This is a genomic window from Candidatus Saccharimonadaceae bacterium ML1 (assembly GCA_030253535.1).
Taxonomy (GTDB): domain Bacteria; phylum Patescibacteriota; class Saccharimonadia; order Saccharimonadales; family Saccharimonadaceae; genus Saccharimonas; species Saccharimonas epibionticum.
The window spans coordinates 722242-734615 of record CP124550.1 but is presented as its reverse complement, the minus strand read 5'-3'; the positions used below and the strand labels follow the sequence as shown (position 1 = coordinate 734615).

Genomic DNA, 12374 nt, shown 5'->3' with positions numbered 1-12374 from the left:
GCATGTGTTTGGGACGGTCGCAGAGAAATTTAATGACAGCATTGTCGTCGATACTGGCGGCGTCGGCTACGAAATATACGTGGCGGCGAGCGATTTCGAACGTTTTAGCGTGGGCAGCGAGGCAAAAATCTACACGTATCACCATGTGCGCGAACAAGCCGAAGAGCTGTTTGGATTTTCATCGCTGGCGGCAAAAAAGCTATTTCAACTGCTCATCACCGTACAGGGCGTCGGGCCGAAAGCGGCGCTCGCAATCTTGAGCTTGGGCGAGGCAGAAATTGTTCGCAACGCTATTGCTAACGCCGACCACGCTTTCATCCAAAAAGCTGCCGGCGTTGGTAAAAAAACCGCCGAGCGTGTGGTGGTTGATCTGAGCGATAAGGTTGGCGTGCCGGCCGCATACGACCGCGCCGATTTATTGCCGCAAACTTCATCTAACACCGCCGACGAAGCCCTTGAAGCCCTCGTGGCGCTCGGCTACACACTAGCAGACGCCGCGCGCGCGCTTGAAGGAGTCGACCCGGCGCTACCGACAGCCGAGCGCGTGACGCGGGCGTTGCGGGGATAACCTTTAGCGATAGTGTTATAAGTTTCTACACCTGGACCCCAAGCGCCCTAGATAGATTATCTCTTCTCAAGTGTATCAATGCGCTTCCTTAACTCTGTATCGCGCCGCATGTTGTACGATATTTGGATAGGGGATTGGCGGCGGAGCAGGAAAAAGCCCGGGCGTGAACCCGGGCGGGAGAGTCGTGAACGGCTCTGATGGCGACCGCGAGGCCCGGAAAGGGCAGCTCAAGCGGCGGCGGAAAGAAAGGAGGTACGAACCGGAGTTCGCTCGGAGACCGAGCCGACTCGACGTTCGGGAGCGAAAGCTCTCAAGCGGAATCGAAGCGCGGTGTCCGTGCTCTTCTGCTTCAGATTGAAATCTGACATAGAAGCGTGGCTAGTCGTCAAGGCGGCGCGGCGCTCAGCCGAGGAGGCATGAGCGCCGCGCCGAGGGCAAGCGTCAGTCGTCGTTCTCGTCGCGAAGAACGAGCCCGCTGCGCTTCTTGGGCAGCCACTCCCGGAACTCATCCGGGACACACTTGGTGGGGAAACTTCTCGGAATACCGCAGTACTCTGGGTAATAAGTGAGCACCCAGCCAGAGCCGGACACGCAAAGCGCGTCCTCGCTCTCGCGCACGACATCCGTGACCGAAATCCAAACCTCGTCGATCTTAACAGGCTCAAAGCGTCCCTGAACGGACCAAATGAGCTTGAATCGGGCAAGCCCGACATAGGTCTCGTCAGACTTAGCCTCCTCATTCAACAGCCCCCAATCGGGACCGTCAATGACGTGGCACTGCACCGTCGGTGACTCTCCAAGGAGTACCTCGAAAGACACCTCAGGAGAGGTGCTCGGATCGTTCCACGCCGCCTTGATGGCGGCATCGGTAACGGCACTCTCGGTGGTCTTGATGGTGGGGCGCATAGTGCCCTCCTTCCTTCTTGTAATGTTCCACCTCTCGCAGGATTGCGAAAAGCTAATATATATATATCATACTTGCCGATCAAAGTCAATACCCCGCCGCTATAATGCTATACTGTATCTATGGCAATTGAACGAATCGTTGATACTAGCGCGCATGATGACGATGGCGCGGAGCAGCAGATTGAAGTAACTTTGCGTCCGCAGACGTTTGATGAGTATGTCGGTCAGGAGCGGTTGAAGCGCAACTTGCGTTTGGCGATTGAAGCGGCGAAGAAGCGCGGCGAGCCGATTGACCATGTGCTGCTGTACGGGCCGCCTGGTCTTGGCAAGACAACGATGGCAGGCGTTATCGCGCACGAAATGGGTGCCGGGTTGCGCGTGACAAGCGGTCCGGCGATTGAGAAAGCGGGCGACTTGGCGTCTATTTTGACGAACTTAGCAGACGGCGATATATTGTTTATCGATGAAATTCACCGGTTGGGCCGGGCAGTAGAGGAAGTATTGTATAGTGCGATGGAAGATTACAAATTGGATATCGTCATCGGCAAAGGGCCGGCGGCACGAAGCGTGCGGCTGGACTTGCCGCATTTTACTGTCATTGGCGCAACGACGCGGACGGGTAGCCTGGCAGCTCCCTTGCGCGATCGGTTTGGGCATATTTACCGGTTGGAGTTTTATACGCCGGCAGATATTGCACAGATCGTGCGCCGCAGTGCTGCTATTTTAGCGACGGCGATTGACAAAAAAGCCGCGGAGCTGCTGAGTACTCGGGCGCGCTTGACACCACGAATCGCTAACCGGCTGCTTAGGCGGGTGCGTGATTACGCTGATGTGAACGGCGACGGTATCATTGATATGCCGACAGCCCAGCAAGCGTTGCAGCTGCTAGAAGTGGATGATTTGGGACTTGATCCCGCCGATCGGCAATTGCTGAGCGCAATGCTTAAAAATTATGGCGATAATCCAGTGGGCTTGACTACTATCGCAGCGCTGACCGGCGACGAAGCGAGTACGATTGAGGACTTCTACGAGCCGTATTTACTGCAAATCGGCTTCATTGAACGCACACCGCGCGGTCGGCGCGTAACGCCGCGGGCGCGCAAGCATTTGAATTTGTAGTATACTATGGGTAGTACTAACGGCGAGGAGGTGAGCGATGAGCGATGACAACGCAGCGAACGGACAGCAACCAGTAGCATATGACGCCGAAGGGCGACCACTGTACGCTGCGCCTGTTGAGCCGGCACATACGCAGGTTACCGATTCTGGCAAGCAAGTCGTGCACGTTGCGCGTTCAACCGAGCCGATCCCCGTGCATATATCCGAAGAAACGCGCCGCAAACACCAAGAGTCTGTTGAGCGCTTTCCCTGGCTAAACTTAAGCCAGCACGAATATGTTATCAGCGCTGTGACGCGCCATAGTATTGGATTGTGGACGCCGATAATACTGTCGCTTACCGGCATCACGCTGACGGCGGTATGTATGTTTTGTTACCCCGACATGGCGAAGCGTATCGGGCTGCCGCTTGCGGCATACAATCAAGTGATTGTTATCGCTACGATGGTAATGACATTATTTGCAATCGGCGGCTATATCGCGGTGTGGGTGTATACGCAAAACCGTTTCTTTTTGACGAATGAGAGCGTGATTCAAGAAATCCAAATGAGCCTTTTCTCAAAGCGCGAGCAGACGGTAAGTCTGGCAAACATTGAGGATGCGAGCTATTCGCAGCAAGGGCCGCTGCAGACGATATTTAATTACGGCTCGATTCGGCTGAGCACTGAGGGCGATGAAACAACGTATCGTTTTCACTATGTCGCGAACCCGAAGCACGAAATCGCGATTTTGAATAACGCTGTTGAGGCGTTTAAGAATGGCCGTCCAGTCGGCGAAGGCGACGATTAGCTTTTGTGCTCGCGGTTTTGTTTGCGGTAGTCGCCTTCGCGCTCCATCGTACTGAGCAGCGTGTAGCCGGTGCACTTTCCGTCGGTGGAGCAGCCGGTTGAATTGTAACTGTAGTCCGCGCCGCTTTTGCCGAACTTAATACCAGTCGGGTCGGTAAATAATTCCGGATCAACGGTGCGCAGCGTTTTGCTGTCAATCGTTTGCGGGTAATAGCCGAATTTAGCGTAGTAGTACTCTTCAAGGCTGTAGTACATAGCGTTGATAGCGACCTTGCGTTGATTGTCGCGCTGGACGGCATCTAGTTTCATTTTTTCGCTAAAAAAAAGCCAGCAGCCAACGCCAAGCACAGCGATGACGACGAGCAGCTCAATAACAGTGAACCCGTTTCGTTTCATATCTGGTATTATACCAAAAAATATGCGTCTAGGGTATAATGAGGCTACGAGAGGGGGAAGCATGGCGAAGAAAACCGACGCAAAGACACCGACACAGAAACCAACGGCAGACGAGGGCAAGCTAAAAGCACTGGGGCTTGCGATGGATCAGATTACCAAGCAGTTCGGCGACGGCTCAATCATGCGGCTGGGCGAGGCGAAAAAAGTTGATGTCGAGTTGTTACCGAGCGGCAGTTTAAGTTTAGATATTGCGCTCGGCGGCGGCTACCCGAAGGGGCGGATTATTGAGATTTATGGTCCGGAATCAAGCGGTAAAACTACGCTGACGCTTCATGCTATTGCCGAGATGCAAAAACAGGGCGGTACAGCAGCGTTTATTGACGCGGAGCACGCGCTCGACCCGGCGTATGCCAAAAAATTAGGCGTCGATACCGACAACTTGCTCGTGTCGCAGCCAGACAATGGCGAGCAGGCGCTAGAAATCTGCGAAACGTTAGTGCGCTCTAACGCAGTTGATCTTATTGTTGTGGATTCGGTGGCGGCGCTTGTGCCGCAGGCGGAAATTGATGGCGATATGGGCGATTCGCATATGGGATTACAGGCGCGGCTGATGAGCCAAGCGTTGCGCAAACTGACCGGTATTATCAACAAGTCGAAAGCGACGGTAATCTTCATCAACCAGATCCGTATGAAAATTGGCGTGATGTTCGGCAATCCTGAGACGACGACTGGCGGTAACGCACTGAAATTTTACGCGTCGGTGCGCGCAGATATTCGCCGGATCGGACAAATCAAAGAGGGCGATAACGTCATCGGCAACCGTACGCGCGTGAAGATCGTGAAGAATAAAATTGCACCGCCGTTCCGCGTGGCAGAATTTGATATCATGTACAATGAGGGCATTTCAAAAACTGGCGACGTACTTGATCTGGCGGTACAATACGGCGTAGTTGGCAAAGCTGGCGCGTGGTTTGATTACAATGACGTAAAAATTGGGCAGGGGCGCGAACAGGCCAAAAAGTATCTAAAAGAGCATCCGGATGTGCTGGCAGAGATAGATAATAAAGTACGGAAAAAAGTGAAGGAAGCAGAGGAGAACGTCTGACTAGTTGTGTTTAGCTGTATATTTTCGTGGTACAAGGCAAAGAATACACCAAGGTCATCGGTGTATTCTTGTTATTTTTACGATCTTTGGTTAAATTTCTTTTTGCCGAAACGTATAAATTGGTCAATCGATTTTGCGTATTCGTCCGCCCAGCCGTCGTTCTTGCTGCCCTTGCTGTACCCTAAGACAGTGCCAGTATATTCTTGAAGCGCCATTCCAAGTCCGTCTGCGCCCTCGCTGCCCTTTTTGTGCCGCCGCACGCACAGCATGCCGAAAATCGCTAGCGCTATTTCATTTGCAGATTCCAAGACGGCAGAATTGTCAAGATTATTATCGGCAAGATTCTTCACTGATTTAATAAGTTCCCAATCGGATTGCGTGTATGTTTCAAAATCTTTGTTAGTCCAGCTTGACATGAATTTCCCCCTGTGCTGCCTAATAATAGACAATATATCATATTTAGTATAAACTAGCTCAATTAGCCTGTCTATCTGCGATCGACGATCTCCTTTCATTGATATTAAGAACGTAACGTGCGCCGAACGCGCTTTAGCGAAATGCTACAATAAACACTATGGAGCATGACCCGCCAAAAACGCATAAACTCACCGCACTATCCGCTCAAATTCGCAATCCTGACCGCGTGAATGTCTCGGTCGACGGGAAATACCGATTTAGCCTGGATATTTCGCAGGTAGCAGATCTAGGCGTGAAAGTCGGACAGTGCGTCACGGCGGCGGAATTGACGGAGTTAGAAGCCGAAAGCCAGTTCGGTAAATTGTATGCGCGCACGCTTGAGTATTGCCTCGCCAGACCGCATTCGGTGCACGAAGTGCGTGATTATCTACAGCGAAAAACGCTGGCGCGGCGCTACAAATCACGGCGTACCGGGCAAATAAAAGAGCACTCTGGCGTCGATCGATCTGTAGCTGACCGCGTTTTGGTGCGGCTACGCGAAAAAGGTTATGTCGACGATGAAGAATTTGCGCGCTGGTGGGTTGAAAATCGTAATATCATAAAAGGTACGTCGAAGCGAAAGTTATCAAGCGAGCTTGCTGCTAAAGGCGTTGATCGCATACTTATTGATCGCGTCCTTGCCGAATCGGATCGCAGTGATTTGCAGGAGCTCACTAAAATTATCGCCAAAAAACGCCGCCGTTACCCAGACGAGCAAAAATTTATCGCGTATTTGGCGCGGCAAGGTTTCAGCTACGACGACATCAAGCAAGCGCTGCAGAATAATGACGTTTAGCTTCTTAGCCTGACAATTTTTATTCTTTCTCATTGATCGGCTGTTTGGCGGGATGCGCCTTGCGGAACGGATTAACGTAGCTGCCGACCACTTCGTGCAGCTCGGGCTCGGGCACTTTGGTCTCGCTATGCACGACGATTTCGTCGTTGTTGATCTCAATAATTTGCGAGCGGTGCACGAGTAATTCCGTGTCGTTTAGGCTGCGAAACAGCGGCCGCTTGACGGTAAGCTGCTGCACTAAAAACGTATTCGTGTCGATAGTGAAGTCGATGATTTTGCCGAGCTTATGCCGTCGTTGATCAATCACGCGCATACCGAGCAAGTCAAATTGCAAATCGTAAATCTTCTGTAGACTTACGACGTCGTCTGGCGCAATAAATTCATCAATTGAATCAACAATAAATCCCATGCTGCTCAGCTCGCGCACGTCGGCAATACGCATCAGCTGCGGTGTCTTCGGTAGCAATGCGCCCGTCACAGAGTAGGCAAGTACGCGCAGATCGGCCGGATCAATAATTGCGCGCTCCGTGCGGGCAACTTCGCCGCTCGTCTGAATGCTGACGACGGGTGCGTGGTTGAGGTTTGATCCGAGGATAATCATAAGGCTAAAACGGATTAGTCCGTCCTGGCGGTAGGTTTGGCGCGGCAGGCTGGTCGGACGAGTGAAGTTTGCGCAGGCGCGCAGCTGTTTTCGTGTCGAAGCTGGCAGATGTGCTCTGTGTAGCTTCTTCGGCGGGCTGAGAGATGAGTTGATAAAGCGAAAAGGTTGCAAACGATAATCCGCCGATAGCGAGCACAGCAAACAACAACACGTGGTAGCGGTGTATAAATTGCCCGATTTTTTTGGCGGCGAGTGCGAATGCGACAGAAACTTCCATACAATTACCTCACGTAAGCGGTTACAGTTAATGCGTCGACGACGACACCGCCCGTGCCTTTGTTGGACGATAGCGTCAAATTGCTGATTTGCATCTGGAACAAATTTTTTTCGATACGATAGATGAAGTCACGCAGGTTGTCGTATGCAACAGGCGTATTCAGCGTGATTGTTGCAGAGATTGATTTCGTGCCGTTCGGTGCCTTGGCTGCTGTTGCCGCGCTAGTCGAGCTGCTTGAACTGCTTGCCGTACCGCTCGTACTGGCATTGTTCGCCGAAAAGTCAATTGATTTGATAACGACGCCGGACGCGTTCGCATAGTTGACAAAATCCTGCACGACTTGATCCTGGTAGCTATAATTTTTAGTGATAGAAACGATTTTTGCGGCGCGCTCAACGTCTTTATTCTGTTCTTTGAGCCGGCTCTTGAGCGTCGTCAAGGCTTGTAATTCGTTTGACGACGATTCGGCGTCGGCCGTCGACTTGCGCGTTTCTTCGGCAACGGCGCTCAATTGTTGCTGGCCAAATATAAATATGCCGATTCCGGCGGCAGCCATTAGCAGCAATGCGCCCGCTAAAATAGCTCTCGCGATTGACGGCGTCAGAGTACGCTGTTTCGATTTCACGGTAAAATCTCCTTTGAAAACGTGACGTTGTACGTTGCTTCATAGTAATCGCCGTAGTTTGTAATTTGGATTTTCGCGTCGGAAAAGAGTAATTTTGAATTAACTTTGATTTTTTGCAGAATATTTTTGACGTCGACGGCCTGCTGATACGATTGTACGCGCATTTTGATTTCGCTTGGCGTGTTGAGCTTTTGCGCATCAATAGCAATTTGCTCGATCGACGCGCCTTCGGGCAGCGCCTGCGCGATAGCGGTCAGGACTGCGGTGTATGGAAACTGCGTATCAAGGATTGATTTTGCGACGAGCAGGTTCTTTTTGTACTCGCTGCCTTTCTTCTTGACATCGGCGTAGCGTGCTGCTTGCGTTTCGTTCTCGGCGATGACGCGGCGGTTGTTCGTTTGTATAGAGTTCATGAAAAAGTACACGGCGCCCATCTCGGCGATCATTGCGATGATTAAAATCGGTAAAACGACAACATAGCGCACAAGCAGCGTATTCGTGCGCGCCGCTGCGAGCTGGCGGCGATCGTTAGGCGGCAGTAAATTGATCATCCCCACACCTCCGCGGGCGATACGCTGGCAAGTCCGGCGACCGCGATGTAGCGCGGGCGGAACTGGCGGTTCGGCTTTTGCAAATTACCGAAATCGAAGTTCTGCCACGGGCTAGCGACGCGCGCCGGCATGACAAGTTCGTTTGTGAAGAAATCGCCGATACCAGGTACGTTTGCGCCGCCGCCGACGATGACGATTTGCTCAATCGTGCGCTCGTCGACGAGGCGCTCGCTATAGTAGCGGATCACCTTGCGCATTTCATTGGCGATTTTCTTGAGGCTGGGCGTCAGCGCGGTTTCGATTTTCTCGCGCTGCGGACCGGACGATAAACCGTTCAAGACTTTGTACTGATGAGCTTTTTCGAGCGAAATGCCAAGCTTCGACGAGATATCAAGCGTGAACGAGTTGCCGCCAACGCTTGCCGATCCGGTGATACGAATCGCGCCTTCGTCAAGCACGGCGATGTCGGTGCTGGTCGTGCCGATATCAACGATGAGCGTTGCCAAGTGTCCTTCTTCGGTCGAAGTGAGAACGCGTGCGGTTGCGTTGATGCTTGGTTCAATTGCGACCGGCAATAGCCCGGCGTCGCGTACGGTTTTTAGCACGCTATCAACGACTGATTTCTGCGCGGCAGCGAGCACGACGATAATTTTCTCTTTGGTTTTTTTGACGATTTGGTAATCAATGTAAAGCGAATCGGCGGGCATCGGAATATAGCGTTCAACTTCGACTTGCACCGCGCCTTTGATATGCGATTCGTCGTTTGCCGGCACGCTGAAAGCGCGCGAAAACGTACGGCTCGTTGGAATGCCGACAACGACATGATCTGACGATACAGTGCCGACAATATTTTGCTCAAGCAGCGAACGCAGGCTGTCAAGCAGGTAATTATCATTCTCGTCGTCTAGCGACGTTTGCGTTTTGGCGGGATCAAGATCAAGCGAGCCGTAGCCTTGAATAAGCGACCGTTTTTGGTTGATCGACATTACTTTAATACCAGTCTGGCTCACATCCAGACCGATCAGCGGTTTATTTTTATAAAATAAATGTGGCATATTCGGTTATCTGCTCTTTTGAATTAGTATAACATAAGCGGTATGATTTTTTAACTTTTTACGCTTGATGCCAGTCCGGCGATCGGCGCCATGACGCTGACGGCGACAAGTCCGATTACGCCGCCCATAATAACGATCATGACCGGCTCAATGATTGAACTGATGCCGTCAATCGCGACGTCGACTTCTTCTTCGTAAAAATCAGCGACTTTGACGAGTACGACGTCGGTCTGGCCGGTTTCTTCGCCGACGGAGAGCATTTGTGCGACAATCGGCGGGAACAAGTCGCTTTTTTCAATGACGGTTGATAATTGTTTGCCGTTCTCGACTTGTTTAGCGGCATCGCGCAGCATGTCCTCGTATACGACGTTGCCGACAGCGCGCGCCGTGACTTCAAGCGCTTCCAGTACGGCCGCACCCGACCCCATGAGTGCTGAAAATGTGCGCGCAAACCGCGCGACGGCGACCTTTTTCACGATGCCGCCGACGGCAGGAATTTTTAGCACGACGCGATGAAAAATATGGCGGCCTTTCGGTGTTTTGAGCCAGCGCAGTAAAAACACAACCCCGGCAACAACAACCGGCAGAATAAACAGCCCGTATTTCACCATGACGTCGCTAATAGCAAGCATTACTTGCGTAATCGCTGGCAGCTGCTGGTCGGGGCCGCCTAGATCCTGCATCATTTTACCGATTTGCGGAATGACGAAAATCATCATGCCCAGGAACGCGGTAATTGCAATGACGAGCAGAACAATCGGATATGTCATAGCGCTTTTGATTTTCTTGCGCATGCTAGCATTTTTTTCTTGCTGCAAGGCAAGGCGTTTCAAAATGTCGTCGAGAATACCGCCCGCCTCGCCGGCGCGCACCATGTTGACGTAAACGTCGTTAAAGACTGCTGGGTATTTCGCGAGCGCATCGGCGAGCGGCGCGCCGCTTTCGACGTCTTTGATAACGCCGCCGAGTACCGTTTTGAGCGCTTCGCTGTCGGTATGCTTATATTGCGACGATAAGCCGCGTAGCAATGGAACGCCGGCGGAAATCATCGCGCTTAGCTGCCGCGTGAACATGACAATGTCGTCATTTTTGACTTTTTTGCCGCCGAATGCGCTAAATCCGCGCGCCGCGCCCTCTTTTTGCTGGCTAATATCAAGCGGCGACAAGCCTTGTTTCGTCAATATCTCAATCGCTGCGGCGCGGTCGGTTGCTTCGACTGAACCGCGCACGCTTGCATTTCGCGCGTTGGTGGCGACATACGTAAATTTTGCCATTTACGACTCCCTCGTGACGCGCAGCACTTCGTCGAGCGTTGTATTGCCGCGCAATGTTTTTACTAAACCGTCTGCCTGCATTGTAATCATACCTTCGCTAATTGCTTGATCTTGAATCTCGTCGCTTGTCGCGTTTTTTGTAATCATCGTTTGGATTTCGCGGCTCATATCAAGCACTTCGTAAATGCCGACGCGCCCTTTGAATCCGGTGTGTCCGCACTCGTCGCAGCCCTCAGGATTAGCGCGCCACAGCTGCATGATGGTTTGTTCGCTTGTGCCGAGCGGCGTGTCGCCGCCGACTTTTTGCTGGATAGCTTGCAGCTCAAGTTCGTGAATGTAGGCGAACGTTTGTCCTGGTTTGAGGTTAAATAATTTCACGATTTCGTTAATCTCGTTTTGCTCGGGCGCATATGCTTGTCGGCAGTTCATGCATAATCGCCGTACTAGCCGCTGCCCAACAACTGCTTTGACGGTGCTTGCGATTAAAAACGGCTCAATTCCCATGTCAAGTAAGCGCGGCAGACAGGTTGCGGCGTTGTTGGTGTGAAGCGTCGAAAATACTAAGTGTCCGGTAAGTGCTGCTTGTACGCCGAGGTTTGCTGTTTCGCCGTCGCGAATCTCGCCGACCATGATGATGTTAGGGTCTTGGCGGAGCAGGGCGCGCAGTCCGCTTGCGAACGTCATGCCCGCTTTAGCGTTGGTCTGTGTTTGGTTGACGCCGGGAATTTTGTACTCGACCGGATCTTCTATCGTTGAGATATTTACATCAGGCGTATTGAGCATATTTAGTACGCTGAACAAGCTGGTTGATTTGCCGCTGCCAGTCGGACCGGTTACGAGAATCATGCCGTTTGGCTCGGCGATAGCGCTGTTGATAATCGCGAGCGAGCGCCCCCAATAGCCGAGCTGTTCTAGGCTAATTGCTTGGTTTGATTCGTCTAATACGCGCATGACGACTTTTTCGCCGTCGGCAATCGGCAGGGTGCTGACGCGCAGCGCGTACTGTTTGCCGGCAACTTTGATCTTAAAGCGTCCATCCTGCGGTACGCGGCGTTCATCAATTTTGAGGTTAGACAATATTTTTATGCGGCTAACAAGTGCGCCGAGTACGTTGCGCGGCAGTTGGTTGACTTCTTTTAACACGCCATCGATACGATAGCGTACCTGCACGAAATTTTCGCGCGGCTCGATGTGAATGTCTGATGCCTGCGAACGAATAGCATATTCAAGCAGCAGATTAACGGTCTGAGCGATCGGCGAGTCTTCGGCGACATCAGCTTCGGATACTTGCTGATCCGAGCCGTCGTCTTCACGCTGGACGTCGATTACTTCGTTGAGTTCTTGATTGACGTCGCCGCGGTAATTTTCTAAACACTGCAGAATATTATCATGCGATGCGATATAAATGCGAATATTGCCGCCGACTTGCTTTTCGATGAAATTGGTCGCCTGCACGTCGTCAGGGTCGTCCATCGCCAAATGCACCAAACCGTCTTCATCAACTTGGAAAATAACGGCGTTGTATTGCCGCGCGATTCGCTCAGGAATCCGGTTGAGCACTTCGCTCGGAATGTCGCGCGGGTCGATTTCGACGTACGGAATATCAGCGTAATCGGCGAATAGTTTAGTGAGTTCGGTTTCGGACACTAATTTCGCGTCAAGCACGACGTCTTGCAGCGAGCGCCCCGAACGCTCCGCTTCGTCGAGCAATGGCTGCAGCTGTTCGTCGGTCGCGATGCGGTAGCGCTTCAAAATTTTCACGACGGTGTGATTCAAAATTCTCATATCTCTTACGCTTATTGTACAGTACTTGGCGCGCAAATGCCACGAACATAGCGGCAGCTGGAAATTTATGCCCG

15 protein-coding genes are annotated in these 12374 nt (G+C 52.0%); 5 read left to right on the top strand and 10 right to left on the bottom strand.

All coding sequences use genetic code 11. The features are described from left to right. The first annotated feature begins 4 nt into the window (after nucleotides 1-4). Nucleotides 5-568, top strand: a complete 564-nt coding sequence (gene ruvA / locus SEML1_RS03840) for a Holliday junction branch migration protein RuvA (protein WP_376753900.1) — start codon at nucleotides 5-7, stop codon at nucleotides 566-568. A gap of 441 nt (nucleotides 569-1009) precedes the next feature. Here the strand turns inward: ruvA and SEML1_RS03835 are convergent, their stop codons facing one another. Next, nucleotides 1010-1474, bottom strand: coding sequence for a hypothetical protein (locus SEML1_RS03835; protein ID WP_376753899.1), 465 nt, complete (start codon nucleotides 1472-1474; stop codon nucleotides 1010-1012). 120 nt (nucleotides 1475-1594) lie between these two features. On the opposite strand from SEML1_RS03835, the gene ruvB reads away from it, so the two are divergent. Then, nucleotides 1595-2593: a Holliday junction branch migration DNA helicase RuvB gene (gene ruvB / locus SEML1_RS03830; protein ID WP_376753898.1), complete on the top strand. Its 999-nt coding sequence runs from the start codon at nucleotides 1595-1597 to the stop codon at nucleotides 2591-2593. 37 nt (nucleotides 2594-2630) lie between these two features. Next, on the top strand, nucleotides 2631-3380 hold the full coding sequence (locus SEML1_RS03825) for a PH domain-containing protein (RefSeq protein WP_376753897.1): 750 nt from the start codon (nucleotides 2631-2633) through the stop codon (nucleotides 3378-3380). On the opposite strand, the gene SEML1_RS03820 is transcribed toward SEML1_RS03825, so the two are convergent. Next, nucleotides 3377-3775: a type II secretion system protein gene (locus SEML1_RS03820; RefSeq protein ID WP_376753896.1), complete on the bottom strand. Its 399-nt coding sequence runs from the start codon at nucleotides 3773-3775 to the stop codon at nucleotides 3377-3379. The two genes, SEML1_RS03825 and SEML1_RS03820, sit on opposite strands and share 4 nt — an antisense overlap. A 61-nt stretch (nucleotides 3776-3836) precedes the next feature. Here SEML1_RS03820 and recA point away from each other — a divergent pair, with 61 nt between their 5' ends. Next, nucleotides 3837-4880: a recombinase RecA gene (recA, locus tag SEML1_RS03815; RefSeq protein WP_376753895.1), complete on the top strand. Its 1044-nt coding sequence runs from the start codon at nucleotides 3837-3839 to the stop codon at nucleotides 4878-4880. A gap of 77 nt (nucleotides 4881-4957) precedes the next feature. Here recA and SEML1_RS03810 read toward each other — a convergent pair whose 3' ends face one another. Beyond that, nucleotides 4958-5296, bottom strand: a complete 339-nt coding sequence (locus tag SEML1_RS03810; RefSeq protein WP_376753894.1) for a hypothetical protein — start codon at nucleotides 5294-5296, stop codon at nucleotides 4958-4960. 158 nt (nucleotides 5297-5454) lie between these two features. Here SEML1_RS03810 and SEML1_RS03805 point away from each other — a divergent pair, with 158 nt between their 5' ends. Next, nucleotides 5455-6132, top strand: coding sequence for a regulatory protein RecX (locus SEML1_RS03805; protein ID WP_376753893.1), 678 nt, complete (start codon nucleotides 5455-5457; stop codon nucleotides 6130-6132). A 19-nt stretch (nucleotides 6133-6151) separates the two neighbouring features. On the opposite strand, the gene SEML1_RS03800 is transcribed toward SEML1_RS03805, so the two are convergent. The 7 genes from SEML1_RS03800 to SEML1_RS03770 are packed head-to-tail and all read right to left on the bottom strand — an operon-like array spanning nucleotide 6152 to nucleotide 12300. Beyond that, nucleotides 6152-6733, bottom strand: coding sequence for a PRC-barrel domain-containing protein (locus tag SEML1_RS03800; RefSeq protein WP_376753892.1), 582 nt, complete (start codon nucleotides 6731-6733; stop codon nucleotides 6152-6154). A 4-nt stretch (nucleotides 6734-6737) separates the two neighbouring features. Beyond that, nucleotides 6738-7010, bottom strand: coding sequence for a hypothetical protein (locus SEML1_RS03795; protein ID WP_376753891.1), 273 nt, complete (start codon nucleotides 7008-7010; stop codon nucleotides 6738-6740). Nucleotides 7011-7014: 4 nt separating this feature from the next. Then, on the bottom strand, nucleotides 7015-7635 hold the full coding sequence (locus tag SEML1_RS03790) for a hypothetical protein (protein WP_376753890.1): 621 nt from the start codon (nucleotides 7633-7635) through the stop codon (nucleotides 7015-7017). Beyond that, nucleotides 7632-8186 carry a PilN domain-containing protein gene (locus SEML1_RS03785; protein ID WP_376753889.1) on the bottom strand — a complete coding sequence of 185 codons (555 nt, stop codon included), beginning with the start codon at nucleotides 8184-8186 and terminating at the stop codon, nucleotides 7632-7634. The genes SEML1_RS03790 and SEML1_RS03785 overlap by 4 nt, the downstream gene beginning before the upstream one ends. Beyond that, nucleotides 8183-9241, bottom strand: coding sequence for a type IV pilus assembly protein PilM (gene pilM / locus SEML1_RS03780; RefSeq protein ID WP_376753888.1), 1059 nt, complete (start codon nucleotides 9239-9241; stop codon nucleotides 8183-8185). The genes SEML1_RS03785 and pilM overlap by 4 nt, the downstream gene beginning before the upstream one ends. A gap of 50 nt (nucleotides 9242-9291) precedes the next feature. After that, nucleotides 9292-10515, bottom strand: coding sequence for a type II secretion system F family protein (locus SEML1_RS03775; RefSeq protein ID WP_376753887.1), 1224 nt, complete (start codon nucleotides 10513-10515; stop codon nucleotides 9292-9294). Then, nucleotides 10516-12300 carry a GspE/PulE family protein gene (locus SEML1_RS03770; protein ID WP_376753886.1) on the bottom strand — a complete coding sequence of 595 codons (1785 nt, stop codon included), beginning with the start codon at nucleotides 12298-12300 and terminating at the stop codon, nucleotides 10516-10518. Nucleotides 12301-12374: the final 74 nt, after the last annotated feature.